General features: G+C 72.1%; 17 protein-coding genes. 10 read left to right on the top strand and 7 right to left on the bottom strand.

Going from position 1 to position 17420, the window contains the following annotated elements; genetic code table 11:
- The first annotated feature begins 105 nt into the window (after nt 1-105).
- Nucleotides 106-324 carry a hypothetical protein gene (locus AC07DU_RS08845; protein WP_479038169.1) on the top strand — a complete coding sequence of 73 codons (219 nt, stop codon included), beginning with the start codon at nt 106-108 and terminating at the stop codon, nt 322-324.
- 227 nt (nt 325-551) lie between these two features.
- A complete protein-coding gene (locus AC07DU_RS08850) occupies nt 552-770 on the top strand; it encodes a hypothetical protein (protein WP_366868435.1) in 219 nt (72 codons plus the stop codon).
- 125 nt (nt 771-895) lie between these two features.
- On the opposite strand, the gene AC07DU_RS08855 is transcribed toward AC07DU_RS08850, so the two are convergent.
- The 5 genes from AC07DU_RS08855 to AC07DU_RS08875 form a co-directional block, all read right to left on the bottom strand.
- Nucleotides 896-1624, bottom strand: coding sequence for a phosphatase PAP2 family protein (locus tag AC07DU_RS08855; protein ID WP_479038165.1), 729 nt, complete (start codon nt 1622-1624; stop codon nt 896-898).
- A gap of 204 nt (nt 1625-1828) precedes the next feature.
- On the bottom strand, nt 1829-2839 hold the full coding sequence (locus AC07DU_RS08860) for a C40 family peptidase (protein WP_479038252.1): 1011 nt from the start codon (nt 2837-2839) through the stop codon (nt 1829-1831).
- 75 nt (nt 2840-2914) lie between these two features.
- Nucleotides 2915-4669 (bottom strand): serine/threonine-protein kinase, encoded by a 1755-nt coding sequence (locus AC07DU_RS08865; RefSeq protein WP_479110401.1) that lies wholly within the window; start codon nt 4667-4669, stop codon nt 2915-2917.
- Nucleotides 4670-4799: 130 nt separating this feature from the next.
- Nucleotides 4800-5591 carry a thioesterase family protein gene (locus AC07DU_RS08870; protein ID WP_479038159.1) on the bottom strand — a complete coding sequence of 264 codons (792 nt, stop codon included), beginning with the start codon at nt 5589-5591 and terminating at the stop codon, nt 4800-4802.
- 52 nt (nt 5592-5643) lie between these two features.
- Nucleotides 5644-6252, bottom strand: coding sequence for a LysE family translocator (locus AC07DU_RS08875; RefSeq protein ID WP_360894361.1), 609 nt, complete (start codon nt 6250-6252; stop codon nt 5644-5646).
- A gap of 68 nt (nt 6253-6320) precedes the next feature.
- On the opposite strand from AC07DU_RS08875, the gene AC07DU_RS08880 reads away from it, so the two are divergent.
- Entirely contained in the window at nt 6321-7130 is an 810-nt protein-coding gene (locus AC07DU_RS08880; RefSeq protein WP_479110403.1) for a pentapeptide repeat-containing protein, read from the top strand.
- Between the two features lie 116 nt (nt 7131-7246).
- Here the strand turns inward: AC07DU_RS08880 and AC07DU_RS08885 are convergent, their stop codons facing one another.
- Nucleotides 7247-8431, bottom strand: a complete 1185-nt coding sequence (locus AC07DU_RS08885) for an alpha/beta fold hydrolase (protein ID WP_479110405.1) — start codon at nt 8429-8431, stop codon at nt 7247-7249.
- Between the two features lie 365 nt (nt 8432-8796).
- On the opposite strand from AC07DU_RS08885, the gene AC07DU_RS08890 reads away from it, so the two are divergent.
- The 6 genes from AC07DU_RS08890 to AC07DU_RS08915 all read left to right on the top strand — a co-directional run bounded on the left by AC07DU_RS08890 (nt 8797) and on the right by AC07DU_RS08915 (nt 15874).
- Complete coding sequence (locus AC07DU_RS08890; protein WP_008742356.1) at nt 8797-9105, top strand: hypothetical protein; 309 nt, start codon at nt 8797-8799, stop codon at nt 9103-9105.
- 97 nt (nt 9106-9202) lie between these two features.
- Nucleotides 9203-10030 carry a DUF8175 domain-containg protein gene (locus AC07DU_RS08895; RefSeq protein ID WP_479110407.1) on the top strand — a complete coding sequence of 276 codons (828 nt, stop codon included), beginning with the start codon at nt 9203-9205 and terminating at the stop codon, nt 10028-10030.
- A 46-nt stretch (nt 10031-10076) separates the two neighbouring features.
- Complete coding sequence (locus tag AC07DU_RS08900; RefSeq protein WP_479110409.1) at nt 10077-11351, top strand: hypothetical protein; 1275 nt, start codon at nt 10077-10079, stop codon at nt 11349-11351.
- Complete coding sequence (locus AC07DU_RS08905) at nt 11348-12910, top strand: SCO6880 family protein (RefSeq protein WP_479110411.1); 1563 nt, start codon at nt 11348-11350, stop codon at nt 12908-12910. Before AC07DU_RS08900 ends, AC07DU_RS08905 begins: the two co-directional genes overlap by 4 nt.
- A gap of 19 nt (nt 12911-12929) precedes the next feature.
- Complete coding sequence (locus tag AC07DU_RS08910; protein ID WP_360894379.1) at nt 12930-14348, top strand: ATP-binding protein; 1419 nt, start codon at nt 12930-12932, stop codon at nt 14346-14348.
- 2 nt (nt 14349-14350) lie between these two features.
- Nucleotides 14351-15874 carry a P-loop NTPase family protein gene (locus AC07DU_RS08915; protein WP_479110413.1) on the top strand — a complete coding sequence of 508 codons (1524 nt, stop codon included), beginning with the start codon at nt 14351-14353 and terminating at the stop codon, nt 15872-15874.
- 18 nt (nt 15875-15892) lie between these two features.
- Here AC07DU_RS08915 and AC07DU_RS08920 read toward each other — a convergent pair whose 3' ends face one another.
- Nucleotides 15893-16453 (bottom strand): GNAT family N-acetyltransferase, encoded by a 561-nt coding sequence (locus tag AC07DU_RS08920; RefSeq protein ID WP_479110415.1) that lies wholly within the window; start codon nt 16451-16453, stop codon nt 15893-15895.
- A gap of 38 nt (nt 16454-16491) precedes the next feature.
- Here AC07DU_RS08920 and AC07DU_RS08925 point away from each other — a divergent pair, with 38 nt between their 5' ends.
- Entirely contained in the window at nt 16492-17322 is an 831-nt protein-coding gene (locus AC07DU_RS08925) for a DUF3626 domain-containing protein (RefSeq protein WP_479110417.1), read from the top strand.
- The last annotated feature ends 98 nt before the right edge of the window (nt 17323-17420 follow it).

Here is a 17420-nt window from a genome sequence, read left to right on the forward strand (position 1 = left end):
CGCTGTTTGCCCGAGGCCCCACCCGCTCCGGTTAACGAGGTCCGGGGTTTCCCGTCACGGGCCGCAGGGCTCCCCGGCCGCCGTCCCCCCAGGTACCGTGGAGCCGTGGAACCGCAGACCGACGCGCCCCCGCTCCCTCCGCTCGCCTCCGTGCCGCTCCCTCGGCCGGACGCCGCGGTCCAGCCACCCGCCGCCGGCCACGCCACGTCCACCGCCGAACGCGGCTCGTTCTGCCTGGCCGTCTGCACCTGCGGATGGACCGGCCCGGCCCGCCGCTCCCGCGATCTGGCCCGCAAGGACGCCGCCAGCCACCCGGCGGGGTAGCCCGACGACCCCAGGGTGTATCGGCGCCCGGCCGCGTCAGGGCCCGGCCGTGTCAGGGCCCGGCCGTGTCAGGGCCCGGCCGTGTCAGGGCCCGGCCGTGTCAGGGCCCGGCCGCGTCAGGGTGGCTCGTCTCCGCTCTCGCCCGTCTCCGCTCTCGCCCGTCTCCGCCCTCGCCCGTTCGGACGGCCCGGCTGGCCGGGGCGCGCCGCAGCGGATGCCCTTGACTCATGCCAGGATCCGCACCCCGCGTCGCAGCCCTCTTCTGGGCCCTGCTCATCGTGTCCGCCCCGGCCGCCGCGGCCCGGGCGCGACCCGTGGGCTCGGCGGACAGACCGGCCGACGTGGCCCTGGCCGTCGGGGTCACCTCCGCCGCGGCCGTCACCACCGGCCTGTGGCTGCGCTCCCAGTACCGCCGCGAGGGTGACACTGACGGCGGCGATCCGTGACGCCCCGCCCCCGCCCGCCAGCGGTCCGCGTCTGCTTCGGCGCGGCGGGGCTGTGCCTCCTGGTGGCCGTCCTGCTCGCCGTATGGGACTCGTACGCGCAGACCTGACGGGCCCGCCCGTACGGGTCAGGCGGCGAGGTCGCTCTCGTGCGTACGCTGCCCCGCGGGCGGGGTCTGCGCCTGCGACAGGCCGACCGGCCGCGGAAGGGACCGGCCCTTGGACCGTACGAGCCGCCCGAGGCGCCGGGAGCGCGCCACCGCCCGCACCGCGGGGGCCAGCACCGCCATGGCGAGCGGCGCGAGCACCAGCACGACGGCGGTGCCGAGCGCGAGCCCACCGATCACGTCGGTCGGGTAGTTGACGCCCATGTACACGCGGCAGAAGCCCTCGGCGAGCGCGAGCCCGATGCCCAGCACCCCGTACTTCCGCTTGGCGACGAACAGGCCCACGCCCAGGGCCATCGCGAGGGTGGTGTGGCCGCTGACGAAGGAGAAGCCGGTGTTCCCGATCTCCGCGCCGAAGCCGGGATCGAGCACCTGTAGGCCCTCGTGCTGGCGGAACGGCCGCGGGCGGCCGACGAACTGACGCAGCGGCACGTTCACGAGGAGGGCCAGCGCGGCGGCCAGCGGGGCCCACACCAGCGCGGCGAAGGACTCGACGGCCGCGGCCTCGTCCTGGCGGCGGGCGGCGCGCCAGCACCAGAGGACCAGGAGCACCAGGGCCAGCAGGATTCCGTACTCACCGGCCAGGCTCACGGCCCGGTCCAGCCAGCCCGGGGCCTGCCGGGCCTGTCCGTTGACCTCGTACAGCAGGCTGACATCCACGTTCGGCCCACCTGTTGTGAGTCCAGCCATGGTGATGCGGCCCCTTGCCCTTGCCGTGGTTCCCCTGCGGGCGCACGCCTGTGTGCGCCCCTTCGCCCCCCACTTGATCAACCCCCGCGTTCATGGAACGCCCGTTCTGGCGACTGCGTTCCACTCTCCACCGAATGATCACTCCAACGTTATCGAAGAGTGACACGTCGTCGCAGCTCAGGGCCTTTGCCTTACGGAGAGTTGCTAGGGCGTCCGACCAGGAGCGGAACGCTCCGGAAGGGCCTCCGCGCCGTCCTTGGTCACGCGTGTCGCACCGAAGTAGTCCGGTGTGTCGATCTTGTCGAAGCGGATCACGGCACCCGTGTAGGGGGCGTTGATCATGTAGCCGCCGCCCACGTAGAGCCCGACGTGCCGGATCGTCCGGGAGTTCGTCAGATCATCGGAAAAGAACACGAGGTCACCGGGCAGCAGTTGATCGCGAGAAGGGTGCGGCCCGGCGTTGTACTGGTCGTTCGCGACCCGCGGGAGCTGGATCCCCACCGTCTCGTACGCCGCCTTGGTCAGCCCCGAGCAGTCGAACCGCCCGTCCTGGTCGGGCGTTCCGTTACCGCCCCACAGGTACGGCGTGCCCAGCTGCTTCTGCGCGAAGTAGATGGCCCCGGCGGCCTGTTGCGAGGGCGCCACCCGGCCCACCGGCCGCTCGAAGCTCTTCGCCAGGGTCGTGATGGCCTTCACGTAGCCCTGGGTCTCCTTGTACGGCGGCACGCCCCCGTACTTGATGACCGCGTAGGCACCCGCGTTGTACGCCGCCAGCATGTTCGACGTCGCGTCGCCGCGCACGCTCGCCACGTCCTTGGCCAGCTCGCAGTCGTAGGAAGCGGCGGAGGGGATCGCGTCATTGGGGTCCCAGATGTCCCGGTCCCCGTCGCCGTCCCCGTCGATGCCGTGCCCCGCCCAGGTGCCCGGGATGAACTGCGCGATACCGCGCGCGTCCGCCGGGCTGACGGCGCTCGGGTTCCAGCCGCTCTCGGAGTACAGCTGAGCGGCCAGCAGCGGCGGGCTGATGGCGGGGCACAGAGCGCCCCACTTCTCCACCAGTGTCTGGTACTTGGCGGGCACCGCCCCCTTGGTCAGGCCCACGGCGCGGCCGCCCGCGCCCGCCGCCCCCGCCAGGCCCGCCGCGGCCGAGTACGTCCCCACGACGAGCAGCGCCACGAAGGTCAGACACAGCCCGATCCCGATCCCACCGGCCATCCAGAATCTGCGCACCCGTCAACCCTCCCCCATCCCCGTCACTTCAACGTGCGATTCGGCCGTGTCGCATGTTTACTACCCCACTTGGAAGCCGGTGCAGGCGATGCTGTCGTACTTCGTAGGGTCATCCTCGACGTGGTAGAAGACCACCGTCCAGTCCCCCGGGTCGTTGCCGACGGGCACGGCGGGCCACGTCTTGCCCGCGGCGTGCAGCGCGAAGTCGTCCGGGTACGTCAGCGTCAGGTCGCCGCCCGACTTCCAGTGGGTGTAGACGTCGGCGGGCTTGCTGGTGTAGCCGACGGCCCTGTTGTCCATGGGGAAGGGCTTGCCGGTGTCCGGTGAGATGTCGTGCGGGGACTTGACCGCCACGGCCACGTAGTACGGATCGGGTGCCGTCTGCGCCATCTCCGCGTACTTGACGCGCATGCTGATGCGGACGGAGGTGCCCGGCGCCGCCCCGGGGCCGGGGTCGGAGCGGGTGGTCGAGACCGAGTACTGGAAGTCGGCGCCCGGCGCCTTCGCCTCGGGGACCTGGTTGCACTGGCCGACCCCGTGCGCGGCCTTGTCCGGGTCGGAGGACGGCGTCCACAGGTAGCGCGAGATCCGGTTGTTCTCGATGTAGGGGGCCGGGGGCTTGGCACCGCCCTTGGAGGCGGCGGCCCCGGGCGCCTGCCCACCGGACGCCGGACTGCCGGATGCCGGGCCGCCGGACGCCGGGCCGCCGGATGCCGCTGCGGGCGGCATGGCCGTGGAACCGGCGGCTCCGGCTTCGTCCCGGCTGCCGTCGAACGGCATCAGCTTCCACGCCGCCAGCGCGAGCGCCACCGCCACGGCCACCCCCGCACCGGCCAGGGCCCCGCGCCGCCGACCGGCCGGGCGCTCCGGCCCCGCGGGCTGCGCCTCGTACGCCGGGTGCGCCTGCTGCGTGGGCACGTACGGATACCCGGGCCCCTGCGTGTGCATCTCGTGCACCGGCACCGGCTCCCCGAGCGCGCCCAGCCCCACGTACACCGGGTCGTCCACCAGCGCGTCCCGCACGCCGCAGCGGCTGATGACCTCGGCCGGACCGGGGCGGGCCGCCGGGTCCTTCGCCACGCAGGCCCCGATCAGCGCCGCCAGTTCCGGCTCCACCCCCGCCACGTCGACCGGCTCGTGCACCGCGCGGTAGCTCACCGTCGCCGCCACGCCCGTACCGAACGGGGGCCGCCCGGTCGCCGCGTACGCGAGCGTCGCCCCGAGCGCGAACACGTCCGCGGCCGGCCCCGCCTCGCCGCCCAGCAGCACCTCGGGCGCGGTGTACCCCGGAGTCCCCGGCGCCTGGCCGTCCTGGGTCAGGGCCGTGTCCTCCACCCCGCGCGCGATGCCGAAGTCGATGAGCTGCGGGCCCTGCGCGCCCAGGATCACGTTCTGCGGCTTGAGGTCCCGGTGCGTGACCCCGTACGCGTGGACGCTCGCGAGGCCCTCCGCGAGCGACGCGAACAGCCGGCGGCAGGTCTCGGCGGGCAAGGGCCCGCCCGCCCCGACGGCGTGCGCGAGCGTCGGGCCGGCCACGTACTCGGTGGCGATCCAGAACGGGGGCGCCGCCAGCGAGGCGTCGATCAGGTTCGCCGTGTACGCCGACCGCACCGCGCGCACCGTCCCGGCCTCCCGGCGGAAGCGCGCCAGCGCCTCCGGATGGCCGGTGATCTCGTCCCGGATGACCTTGACGGCCACCAGGTGCCCACCCGGGGAACGCCCGAGGTACACCTGCCCCATGCCACCGGCGCCGAGCCGGGCGAGCAGTGCGTGGGCCCCTATACGGGCCGGATCGGTCGAGCTGAGCGCCTCCACCCGGCCGAGCCTGCCACACCGACTGCCTTACGGCGCAGCCGGGTTAGGGGTGTCTGGTGGGTCGGGCCGGGCTCGCGGGGCCTGACCCACCAGCCACCCCCCAACCACCACACCCCGGCCCGGCCGCGTCCTAGCGGGGAGCGATGAAGAGGCTCTGCGCGCTGCGGCCGATGGGCCCCTTCTCGTCGTGCAGCTGGGCGTCGGCCAGCCCGATCCCGGCCGCGTCCACGCTCGTACGGGCCTCCACGCAGGCCCACTCGCCCACCGGATGGCGGTGCAGGTGGACGCTCAGGTCGCTGTTGATGAACACGTAGCGCCCGAAGTCCATCACCGAGCTGATGCCGTTGCCCGAGTCGGCGGCGATCAGCACCCGGTCCAGCGGCCTGGTCTCCTCCCCCGCGACGAGCGGCACCTTCATCCGCATCCAGCAGGTCCCGGGGCCCAGCTCGACGAACGCGCCATGCGTGAACCGGGTCTCCATGGCCGAGTGGTAGCCCCGCTCCCACGGCACCGGGAAGAACGGCGTCACCTCCACCTCCCCCGGCGGCGGCAGCTGCGGCCCTGCCGCCACGGCCGGCACCGCCTCCGGCGCGACCCTGATCCGCAGGGCCCGCGCCAGCATCACGGGCGCCGCCCCCACCGGGCCGAGGGCGGCCTCGACCACCTCGGTGCTGCGCCCGGCCCGGACCACGCTGGTGGTGATCTCCAGGTCGCCGATCGGCACCGGGCGCAGGATCTCGTAGGTGATCCGGGCGATCCGCATGTCCGCCCGCGCGCCCGGCCGCTCCTCGACCGCCCGCCCGAGCAGGGCGGCCGGCGGCCCGGCGTGCTGCGAGCCCGGGTCCCAGGGGCCGCGCGTGTACTCGGTGGCGGTGAACCGCCCGGCATCAACTCGTTCGAAGAACCCCTCGACAGCGCCCATACCCTGCACGCTACCGACAGGTAACCGGTGGCACCAGCCCCGGGCCGACCGCTCAGCGGGCGAACCCCAGCCCCACCCCCAGCCCCACCAGCACCGACCCGATGGCCCGGTTCAGCGTCTTCTGCGCCTTCAGCATCCGGTCGCGCAGCCGGGAGTCGGAGAAGAACAGCGCCACCGCCCCGAACCAGCCCAGGTGCGCCGCCGACATGAACACCCCGTAGCCCGCCTGCTGCCACACCGGCGTGTCCGGGTTGACGACCTGCGTGAAGGTCGAGACGACGAACAGCGTCGTCTTGGGATTCAGCACGTTGGTCAAGAACCCCGACCGCATCGCCGCCGCCCCGGTCAGCCCCGGCTTCGCCTCCAGGTCCACGGTCACCTCGGCCCGCGCCCGGAAGGTCCGGATCCCGATCCACACCAGGTAGGCCGCGCCCGCCAGCTTGATCGCGGTGAACAGCGCGGTGGAGGAGGCGATCAGCAGACCGACCCCGAGCATCGTGTACGAGACGTGGACCAGCACGCCCGCCGCGACCCCGGCGGCGGCGAACAGGCCGGTGGGCCGCCCGTAGAGGTAGCTGTTGCGGACCACCATGGCGAAGTCGGCGCCCGGGCTGATCACGGCGAGGAGAGTAATAACGGCGACTGCGATCACTTCTGTCATGCGGCGATACTCACCTCGCCCCCTCCCCGGATCAACCCCCGCCGCCGGCGACGGGTGACAATAAACGAGTGCCCACCACTCTCCCAGTCCTCCAGGCGGACTGCGCGAACTGCTTCGCGCTCTGCTGCGTAGCCCTCCCCTTCGCCAAGTCCAACGACTTCGCCGTGAACAAGCCCGCCGGGACCCCCTGCAAGAACCTTCAGCAGGACTTCCGCTGCACGATCCACACCCGGCTGCGCGACCAGGGCTTCCAGGGCTGCACCGTCTTCGACTGCTTCGGCGCGGGCCAGCAGATCTCCCAGGTCACCTTCGGCGGCCGCGACTGGCGCACCCACCCCGGCACGGCCCGCCCGATGTTCGAGGCCTTCCCGGTGATGCGACAGCTGCACGAGCTGCTCTTCTACATCAACGAGGCCCTGACCCTCCCGGACGCCGCCCCGGTCCACGCGCAGCTCCGCCGCGCCCTGGCCGACACGGAGCAATGGACGCGCGCCGACGCGGCCGCCCTGGCGGACCTGGACGTCGCCGCCCTGCGCCAGGACGCCAACACCCTGCTCCTGAAGACCAGCGAGCTCGTACGGGCCAAGGTCCCGGGCCGCAAGAAGAACCACCGCGGCGCCGACCTGATGGGCGCCCGCCTCTGCGCCGCCAACCTCCGCGGCGCGAACCTCCGCGGCGCCTACCTGATCGCCGCCGACCTCAGCCACGCCGACCTCCGCACGGCCGACCTGATCGGCGCAGACCTCCGCGACGCCAACCTCCGCGGCGCGGACCTCCGAGGCGCCATCTTCCTCACCCAACCCCAACTCAACGCAGCCCAAGGCACCCCCACCACCCAAATCCCCCCGACCCTCACCCACCCCACCCACTGGACCTAGCCCGCCCTTGCAGACCCCGCCGGCCACTTCCAGCCTCGCCGGCGTTTGAGGCGCGGGGCCCGGGGCGGAGCCCCGGCAACGGCCCCGCCCCGACCCCCCACCCACGGGGACCGGCGTCACACCCGCGCCAAAAACCCCCGCACGGCGGCGAAAAACCCCTCCGGATCCCCCATCCGCACCGCATGCCCCGCCGGCAACTCAACCAACCGCACCCCCGCCCTCCGCACGGTCATCTCCCGCGCATGCTCCGCCGACAACACCCGGCTCCGATCCCCCCGCACCAGCAGCGTCGGCCTCCGCACCTCCAGCCAGTCCCCCCAGTGGTCCCCGTTCAGCCCCCGCTGGGACTCCACCATGTCCTCCACCTCGAACGCCGTCCCCCACCCGTCCGCATGCTCCCGCAGGGACCCCGCCAGGTGCGGCGCCGCACTCCCCACCCCCGCCAGGAACCCGGCCCGGGTCGCGGCCCGCCGAGGCCACTGCCTCGCGAAGGACAGGTCGTCCTCGACCACCGCCCCGATGTCCTCGACCACCACCGCCCGCACCAGATCCGGCCGCCGCGCCGCGAGCTGGTACGCGTTGACCCCGCCCAGCGAATGCCCCAGCACCACCGCCGGACCGAGCCCGAGGTGCTCCAGTACGGCCGCCGCGTCCGCGACGTACCCCTCCCGCGTGTACTCCCCCGCACGGTCGGAATCCCCGTGCCCCCGCTGGTCCAGGGCGATCACCCGCCACGCCGGACCGACCTCCCCCGCCAGGTCCGCGAAGACCGACCCCTCCCCGAAGTGCCCGTGCAGCGCGAGCAGCGGCGCCCCCGGCCCCCCGAAGTCCGTGTAAGCCAGCTTCCGCGCGCCGGGCACCCGCCCGCCCGGCCCGCTGCCGCCCGGCACCCACACCACCCCCGGCAACGGCCCCAACTTGTCGATGACCCGCTGCCGCAGCAGCTGGTACTCCTCCCAGCGCCTCGACAGCCGCCCCGGCGGCCGCGTCACGACCCTGCCCGGCGTCACCACCTCGCCCCGCCGGAACTGCTCCCGCGTCAGGTCGATCCGTATCCCCCCGGGCAGCAGGTTCCACCAGTGGTAGCCCTCCTGCCGGCCGTCGAGGAACACCTCTCCGACCACCAGCTCCCCGCCCACGATGTCCTGCACCACGACGGCGGTGATGTCGCACTGCCCCCAGGCCGGATTCTCGGCCGTCCAGGAGATCCCCGAAATGCCCGCGGGCTCGGAGGTCTCGGCCGACCATCCCGCCCGGATGGCCGCCTCGATATCGGCAAGGGTCCACGGAGTCGTCGTCATGCCATCAGCCTGCCGGGCACCACTGACAACGCCCCGTGCGGACCAACGAAGACACCAACCGACATGTCGTACAAATATCGGCGAGTCGGACCAAGCCCACGCACCCGTTACTCCGAACGGCGGCCCCTCGCCCCACCCCCCGTACGCCGAGACGACAATCATTGCCCGGCGTCACCCTCCGTGATACACAGAGTGACCGCACATTCTCGCTGGTCAGAGCGCGCAGGCAGGGTGCGGGCCGCGAGATCGGGTAAAGAGACCCGTCAAGTCGACGACGACGGCGGTTTCATCAGCGAAGATAGTGCGTAACCCCTGCCGTCGGGCCGGGGCCTTCCGGAACTACCCATACAGGGGCGGTGAGTTACATGATCCTGGCAGCCGAAAAGGGCGACATCACCACCATCATCGGCGGAATCGCCCCGAACTGGGGGCCGTTCGGCAGTCTCGGCAACGAAGCGAAGGTCATGATCGAGGTGGTCATGGCCGTGGCGATCCTCCTCTGCCTCGGGATCGCCATCTGGGGCGCGGCCAAACAGCGCATCGGCGCGACGGCCCTGCGCGACACGTTCAGCGCGGAACAGGGCAAGGGCCTGATCGTGGCCGGCCTGACCGGAGTCTTCATCATCGGCTCCCTCGGCACCCTCTTCACCATCGTCTACGGAATGGCCGTCTAGCCGGGCCACCGCGGCCGTACCTGATGAGGACTCACCACACCGCGCCTACGCGGGAACCAGCGCTACCGTCGTACGACGCGGAGGGGGCCGAAACGCAATGAGCAACGACGACCAGTACGGCGGCGGCCACGGCGAGGTCGGCGGCACGGGCCAGACCCGCACCCGCCTCCCGGACTCCCCCGCCGACCCGTACGGCCCCACCCGCCGCGCCCCCCGCCCCACCCGCAGCCTGGTCACGGTGGTCGGCGTGGTGGTCCTCCTCATCGCCGCCATCGCGTTCGCGAACCAAACCCCCGACACCCCGGAAAACAAACCCGCGGACAACGCCCCGGCCGCCTCCTCGACGACGGCCACGGGCACCCTCCCCGTCACCGGCAAAGCCTCCGGCATCCCCAGAGGCTTCGCCCACGACGAACAGGGCGCGCAGTCGGCCGCCGCCAACTATGCGGTGGTGCTCGGCTCCGACGGCATGTTCAAGAAGGACAGCCGCAAGGCCATCGTGGACGGGATCTACACGCCCGAGGCCGGAGGGCAGCTTAAGGGCCCGCTGGACCAGGCCTATTCGGCCGCATTCCTCAGCCAGATGGGCCTCGACGCCAACGGCAATGCTCCGCAGGGCAGCACGTTCGTCTCTCGGACAGTTCCCGTCGGCACGAGAATCGAAAATTACAGCCCCGCTGCCGCCAAGGTATCCGTCTGGTACATGGGCCTCATCGGCATGTCGGGGCCCCAGTCCACCGACCCGGTGCGAACCGTGTGGAAGACCTGGACGTTCTCGCTTACTTGGTCCGGAGACGACTGGCGGGTCGTCTCCGACGATCAGACGGATGGCCCCGCTCCAGTACCGGGTGATACGCAAGCCTCCACGTCTGACGACATCAGCAAGGCCATCAAGGACTTCGGAGGGTTCACCTATGCCCGGTAGCCTCCGGCTCAAGGCAGGCGTCGTCGCCTCCGTACACTTGGCCGTCATGGCGCTGGCTTCTACTGCCTACGCCGCTCCCACGCCTACGCCTACGCCTACGCCTACGCCTACGCCGCAGGCGAGCAACAACCCGTGCGATCTCCTCATCGGCCCGGCCAAGCAATACTGCGAGCGCGGCCAAGGCAGCACCGGCGGAGCCCCCCGCACGGGCCTCGGCCCCACCGACCCCGCCGACGCCCTCAACCCCCTCGCCTCCCTGGCAAGGGGCTGCGCCGACGCCGCCGCCTGGATCGTCACCAAGCTCAGCGAAGCGGTCAAGGGCTCCGCCGACGTCGACTTCACCAACCCCGCCTTCCTCAAGCAGTACTCCGTCGTCTTCGCCGCCTCCACCATCCTCACCCTCGTCCTGTGGCTCTTCGCCGTCGCCAAGCGAGCCGTCCGCGGCGTCCCCTTCACCACCGCCATGTCCGAAGCCATCGGCTTCCTCTGGCTCACCGTCCTCGCCTCCGCCTTCACCCCCCTCGTCCTCTACACCGTCGTCTCCGCCACCGACGGCGTCACCGAGGTCATCGCCTCCGCCACCGGCAGCCAGACCGACGTCTTCTTCGGCTCCTTCTCCGAAGCCCTCAAGAAGGGCGACGACATCGGCGGCGGCCCGATCATGCTGATCGTCGTCGCCCTCGTCACCGTCCTCGCCGCCGGCATCCTCTTCCTGGAGCTGTTCATCCGGGCCGCCCTCCTCTACGTCGGCGCCCTCCTCGGCGTCGTCGTGTACTCCGGGCTCGTCGACCGCAACCTCTGGGGCCACGTCCGCCGCTGGGCCGGCATCATGATCGCCGTCATCCTCGTGAAGCCGGTCATCGTCATCGTCCTCGGCCTCGCCGGAGCCCTGACCGGCGAGAAGGGCCCGGGCGCGTTCTCCGCCGTCGTCACCGGCCTCGCCATCATCCTCCTGGCGATCTTCGCCTCCGCGATGATCTACCGCTTCGTCCCCGGCTTCGGCGACGAGATCGCCTCCGCCCGCTCCAACCGCAGCAAGGCCACCGACGGCGCCCAGGCAGCCGCCGTCATCAGCTCCCCGGCCTCCCTCGTCTCGCAGGGCATCAAGACCCACAGCAGCCGCGGAGCCCACCGCGGCGGCGACGGCGGCGGCAGCGCACCCCGCCCCGCCAACCCCCTCTCCGGAGGCGTGGCCGCCCACAGCAGCCGCCCCTCCGGCGGCGGGCCCGGCGGCGGATCTGTCCCCTCCGCCGCACCCCCGCCCCGCACGAGCACGAGTACGAGTTCTGGTACGAGGAACACAGGAGGTGACGGGCGTTGACGACCCAGTCCCATCAGATGCACCCGGTCGCACCCCGCCGCACGTATCTCATCGGCCGGGCCCGGCCGAACGCGATCGTCGGCAAGAACCGCGAGACCGGCGAGATCGCCCTGATCATCGCCGGGGCGTTCTTCGGCATGATGAGCGGACTGCTCGTCCCCGACCTCACCCTGCGCATCGTCAGCCTCGCCGGTTTCCCGATGCTCGCGCTCGCCGCCGTGTACGTCCCGTACAAGGGGCGCACCTTCTACCGCTGGTTCGAGATCAGCCGCAGCTACAAGCGGACCCTGCGCCGCGGTACCACGTACCGCTCGGGCGCCATGGAAGCCGGCATCCGCGGCTCCGACGGCCGCGAGGTCGAGGTCGGCCCGCCCCCCGGCATCGGCCGCATCAGCTGGCTCGCCGCCCCCTTCGGCCCCGACGAGATCGCCGTCCTGCTCCACGCGGACCGCCGCACCGTCACCGCCGCCATCGAGATCGAGGGCCCCGGCGTCGGCCTGCGCGACAGCGAGGACCAAGAGGCCCTCGTCGACCGCTTCGGCACCCTCCTCAAGCACGTGGCCAACGGCGACGGCTTCGTCACCCGCCTCCAGATGCTCGCCCGCACCCTGCCCGCCGACCCCGACGCGCACGCCAAGGACGTGGCCCAGCGCGGGGACACCCGGGCCCCCGGCTGGCTGCGCGACTCCTACGACCAGCTCCAGTCGATGGTGTCCACCTCCTCCGAGCAGCACCGCGCCTACCTCGTCGCCTGCATGCACTACACCCGCGAGCTGGCCGCCGAAGCCGTCACCATCGCCCGCGCCTCCACCCCCCACAAGGGCCGCAAGCTCGACCGCGACGCCGGCCTCGCCATCGTCATGGCCCGCGAGCTCACCGACATCTGCGCCCGCCTCGCCGAGGCCGACATCCGCGTCCGCCAGCCGCTGGGCCAGGGCCGCCTCGCCTCCCTCGTGCACTCCATGTACGACCCCGACCACCCCATCGACCACATCCAGGCCATGACCAAGCGCAACGCCTGGCCGGCCGAGCTCGACGCCGTCGAACCGACCTACCTCCAGGCCAAGACCCGCGAGTCCTCCACCCGCGCCCCCTGGTGCCACGCCACCGCCTGGGTCAAGGAGTGGCCGATGACCCCCGTCGGCGTCAACTTCCTCGCCCCCCTCCTCGTCCACACCCCGGACGTGATCCGCACCGTCGCCGTCACCATGGACCTGGAGCCCACCGAGGTGGCCATCGAGCGCATGCTCACCGAGAAGACCAACGACGAGGCCGACGCCAGCCGCGCCGCCAAGATGAACCGCACCGTCGACCCCCGCGACATCGCCGCCCACGGCCGGCTCGACCAAAGAGGTGAAGATCTCGCCAGCGGTGCGGCAGGAGTCAACCTGGTCGGGTACATCACCGTGTCCTCGCGTTCACCGGAAGCCCTCGCCCGCGACAAGCGCACCATCCGCGCCTCCGCCGGCAAGTCCTACCTGAAGCTGGAATGGTGCGACCGCGAGCACCACCGCGCCTTCGTCAATACCTTGCCGTTCGCCACCGGCATCCGACGCTAGCTGGAGGGAAGTGCCGCCCATGCGAGATCCCATGTCCGCCCTGACGGACGCCTTCACCAGCTTCCTCTTCGGCAAAGTCGAGACCACGCGCCTGCCCGTACGCACCTCCACCGGGCAGGCGCAAGCCGTCTACCTGCCCACCGCGGCCCCCGGACTGGGCGACTCCGGCGTCATCATCGGCCGCGAGGTCTACAGCGGCAAGGGCTACATCTACGACCCCTTCCAGCTCTACGGCCAACAGCTCCCGGCCCCCCACTGGCTGGTCCTCGGCGAATCCGGCAACGGCAAGTCCGCCCTGGAGAAGACGTACGTCCTGCGCCAGCTCCGCTTCAAGGACCGCCAGGTCGTCGTCCTCGACGCCCAGGGTGAGGACGGCGTCGGCGAGTGGAACCTGATCGCCCAGCAGCTGGGAATAACCCCCATCCGCCTGGATCCGATCGCCGCCAACGACGACGGGATCCGCCTCAACCCCCTCGACCCGGCGATCACCGCGACCGGACAGCTCGCGTTGCTGCGGACCATCATCGAGGTCGCCATGGGCCACGGCCTCGACGAGCGCGCCGGCTTCGCCCTCAAGGTCGCCCACGCCTACGTCGTCGACACCATCCGCGACCGCCAGCCGGTCCTGACCGACATCGTGGAACAGCTACGTCACCCCGAGGCCGAATCCGCCGAAGCGATGAACGTCGACATAGACGATGTCCGGGCCTGGGGCCTCGACGTCGCCCTCGTCATCGACCGCCTCGTCGACGGCGACCTCCGCGGCATGTTCGACGGCCCCACCACCGTCGGCATCGACCTCGACGCGCCCCTCATCGTCTTCGACCTGTCTCACATCGACCGCAACTCCATCGCCATGCCCATCCTCATGGCGATCGTCGGCGTGTGGCTGGAACACACCTGGATCCGCCCCGACCGCAAGAAGCGGATCTTCCTCGTCGAAGAGGCCTGGCACATCATCAACAGCCCCTTCGTGGCCCAGCTGTTCCAGCGCCTGCTCAAGTTCGGCCGCCGCCTCGGCCTGTCCTTCGTCGCCGTCGTCCACCACCTCTCCGACGTCGTCGACGGCGCCGCCGCACGCGAGGCCGCAGCCATCCTCAAAATGGCCTCCACCCGCACCATCTACGCCCAGAAGGCCGACGAGGCACGCGCCACGGGTCGGGTCCTCGGCCTGCCCCGCTGGGCGGTCGAGATCATCCCGACGCTCACCCCCGGCATCGCGGTCTGGGACGTCAACGGCAACGTCCAAGTGGTCAAACACCTCATCACCGAAGCCGAACGCCCCCTGGTCTTCACCGACCGCGCCATGACCGAGTCCTCCGCCCCCACCCTCCTGCACGACGACATGCTGGCCGCCGAACTGGAGGCGGAGGAACGCGCCCTCGCCATCGAACGCCGCCGCAGCAGCGGCCCCGGCTCCGCGACCACGGTGGCCTGACCATGCACGACGCACCCCGTACGCAGCCCCCCGCGCGCGGCGGCGGCATCCCCGACGGCCTGCTCGTCGCCCTGCTGGCCTTCCTCCTGGGCCTGGCGGTCCTCGTCTGGTCGGCCACCGGCCTCGGAGCCGTCTTCGCGAAGGGCGCCTGGCCCGACACGGTCACCTTCACCCGGACCCCGGAGGCCGTGCGCGCCCTGATAACGGAGCCGCACGACATCGCCGCCGCCTGGCCGGACACCGACCCCGCCGCCCTCTCGGGCTGGGGCCTGTTCTGGGGCCTGTTCATCAGCCAGCTCCTGGTGATGTTCGTGCTCACCGTCTTCGCGATCGGGGTGGTCGCCCGCACCAAGTCCCGCCGCGCCCTGGCCAAACAGGCCGCGCAGGACCCCGTACGGTACGGACCCCCGCAGCCCGAACCGGCCCGGGCGCCCCTTCCCGCGCAGACGCCGGCACCCACGCCGCCCGTCCCCACGCCGGCGCCCCCGCCCGTCTTCCCCGCGCCAGCGCCCACGTCCGTCCCGGCGCCGGCGCCGGCAGCGCCCCCGGTGGACGAGGCCTACCGCTACGGCTTCGGCTACGCCCCCGCACGCCCGCCCGCCACCAGCCGCATCACGTACGGCGGCCCCGAAGACCGCCTCCGCGCCGCGGTGCAGCGCGTCGGCGAGACCGAGGGGGCCGCGCTGATCGTGACCTCCTCCCCCGCCCTCTGGGCCGAGACCAAGGACGCCCGCGCCAAACTCGGCCCGGTCCTCCTCTACGACCCCTCCCACCGCTGCGACACCCCGGCCCGCCTGCACTGGAACCCGGCCGAGGGCTGCGCCGACCGCGACACCGCCGCCGCCCGCGCCCTCGCCCTGCTCGCCCCCGTACGGCCCCAGGCCCGCCTCGACGCAGCCGTCGCCGACACCGCGGAAACGCTCCTGCGCAGCTGGCTCCAAGCCGCCGCCCTCGACGACCGCCCCTTCAAACAACTCCACCGCTGGGCCCAGGGCAACAGCGCCCAAGACCCGGTCCGCATCCTGCGCACCCACCCCCAGGCCGCCCCCGGCGCGGCCGGCGAGCTGGAGAGCGCCCTCACCGCCCACCCCCAACGGCGCGAGCTCGCCCAGAGCCTGACGGCCCACGCCCTGTCCTGCCTGACCTCGATCCACATCCGCGAGGCCTGCAACCCGAACCGGGCGGATTCCCTCGCGCTCGCATCGTTCGCCGCCGAAGGGGGCACCCTCTACGTGGTGGGTGAACCGCTGGAGGACCCCCGTACCCACCCGGGTGCGATGCCCCTGCTGACCGCACTCGCCTCTCACGTGGTCGAGCACGGCCGCCGCATGGCCGTACGGTCATCCCACGGTCGGCTCGACCCACCACTCGCCCTGATCCTGGAGGACATCGCGGCCGTCGCCCCGATCCCCCAGCTCCCCGAGCTGCTCCAGGACGACTCGCTCCCCCTGCTGGCCCTGTGCCGCAGCCGCGAGCAGGCCCGCACCCGCTGGCCCCAGTCCACCTTCGACCCGGCCCCCCACTAGCCCCTGGCTCCTGGCTCCCTAGGGCCGCGGGAGAACGTACTCCAGCTCCTTCGCGGCCGGGTCCCCCGGCATGGCCACCACCGCACCGCTCGGCACGAACCCGTACCGCCGGTAGAAGGCAGCGGCCCGCGCGTTCTCCTCGTGCACCATCAGCCGCACGCGCTCCAGTACGGGCTCCTCCAGCGACCAGGCCCACTCCAGCGCGGCCCCGAACAGGGCCTCCGTCAGCCCGGTCCCCCGCCGCTCGGGCCGCACGAAGACCCCGACCACGTGCCCCTGCGTCTGCTCGACGTCCTGGTCGAAGAAGTCGGTGGTACCGCCCTCCTCCACGAGCACCGACACCGTCCCGTCCCACTGCCCGTCGGGAGCCACGGCGACGAACTGCCGGGCCGACCGCCCGTGCGACGCACCCAGGCCCCGCTCCTGCCAGAACTCGTCGGGACGGGCCTCGGCCTGCTCGACGGTCTCCAGGAAGGCCACCGGGGCGGCCGGATCCCCGAGCGCGGTGATCCGCAGCGCCTTGACCTGCTCCCACTCGTCAGGACGCACCGGACGTATCACATGCTGGAACTCCTTCATGGACGCGATCCTATGAGCCCAACGGGCAGAATTCACCTGTGAATTCACCGAACCCGCACGTCGAAGCCCTGCGCCACGTCACCGCACGCTCCTACGGCCCGCCCCTGGACCCGTCCCTGGCCGTGACCCTCAACTTCCACCCGGACCGCGACTTCGGCGGCCTGCCCCTGCTCACCGCGCTGGCCGAAGACGGCGTGTACCGCTCCCAGTTCGTCACGGGCACGAGCAACGGCGGCCTCACCGCCCACCCGGGCGGAGCCCGCTGGCAGTGGGAGAGCCGCATCTTCGGCGGCGCGTACGACGAAGCCCCACCCGAAGCCCGCCCCGTATACGGCGCCCTCAACTACCGCCACAACCCGGCCGGCGCGGCCCCCCGCTTCGGCTCGGCCCACTTCCGCCTCACCCCACAGGCCCTCGCCAGGACGACCTTCTGCTACCCGGACAGCTACCTGGAACCCGAATCCTTCGGAGTCGCGGCCCGCATGCCCCTGATAGCCCTGGCGGAGGCCGATAACCAGGACGCCCTGGACGATTACATCGAGGCGCAGGTCCACACCCCGGTCCGGCTCGATCGCGATGTCGCCGCCCTCGTACTGGACCCCAGCTACCAGGACACGGAGGTCGCGGCCGCGGCCGCCAAGCTCCCCTGCCCGACCGAATGGCACGCGGGCTTCCGCCTCACCGTCGCCGAGCTGCTCCGCCACCCCGACTACCGCGGCCAGGAGTACGTGGACCTCGGCACGGAGATAGCCGTCTCAGGCCGGCTGACACCGCGGATCATCGGCGACGCGGCCCGCACCGGCCGCCACGACGAGCAAGCCCTCAAACGGGTCTGGCACCTCCTGGCCCGATTCGGCGGCACCCGATGACCGGCCCGTAAACGCAGAAAAGCCCCGCACCGAACCCGTAAGGGCTGGTGCGGGGCTTCCGCAATGATTGTTCGGCGGCGTCCTACTCTCCCACAGGG

The organism is Streptomyces sp. NPDC045695, assembly GCF_056432025.1.

Excerpts from the sequence above, each read along its gene's own strand:
- AC07DU_RS08850 (WP_366868435.1), top strand. The coding sequence starts at position 552 with ATGCCAGGATCCGCACCCCGCGTCGCAGCCCTCTTCTGGGCCCTGCTC.
- AC07DU_RS08855 (WP_479038165.1), bottom strand. The coding sequence starts at position 1,624 with ATGGCTGGACTCACAACAGGTGGGCCGAACGTGGATGTCAGCCTGCTG.
- AC07DU_RS08860 (WP_479038252.1), bottom strand. The coding sequence starts at position 2,839 with ATGGCCGGTGGGATCGGGATCGGGCTGTGTCTGACCTTCGTGGCGCTG.
- AC07DU_RS08870 (WP_479038159.1), bottom strand. The coding sequence starts at position 5,591 with ATGGGCGCTGTCGAGGGGTTCTTCGAACGAGTTGATGCCGGGCGGTTC.
- AC07DU_RS08875 (WP_360894361.1), bottom strand. The coding sequence starts at position 6,252 with ATGACAGAAGTGATCGCAGTCGCCGTTATTACTCTCCTCGCCGTGATC.
- AC07DU_RS08885 (WP_479110405.1), bottom strand. The coding sequence starts at position 8,431 with ATGACGACGACTCCGTGGACCCTTGCCGATATCGAGGCGGCCATCCGG.
- AC07DU_RS08890 (WP_008742356.1), top strand. The coding sequence starts at position 8,797 with ATGATCCTGGCAGCCGAAAAGGGCGACATCACCACCATCATCGGCGGA.
- AC07DU_RS08895 (WP_479110407.1), top strand. The coding sequence starts at position 9,203 with ATGAGCAACGACGACCAGTACGGCGGCGGCCACGGCGAGGTCGGCGGC.
- AC07DU_RS08900 (WP_479110409.1), top strand. The coding sequence starts at position 10,077 with ATGGCGCTGGCTTCTACTGCCTACGCCGCTCCCACGCCTACGCCTACG.
- AC07DU_RS08910 (WP_360894379.1), top strand. The coding sequence starts at position 12,930 with ATGCGAGATCCCATGTCCGCCCTGACGGACGCCTTCACCAGCTTCCTC.
- AC07DU_RS08915 (WP_479110413.1), top strand. The coding sequence starts at position 14,351 with ATGCACGACGCACCCCGTACGCAGCCCCCCGCGCGCGGCGGCGGCATC.
- AC07DU_RS08920 (WP_479110415.1), bottom strand. The coding sequence starts at position 16,453 with ATGAAGGAGTTCCAGCATGTGATACGTCCGGTGCGTCCTGACGAGTGG.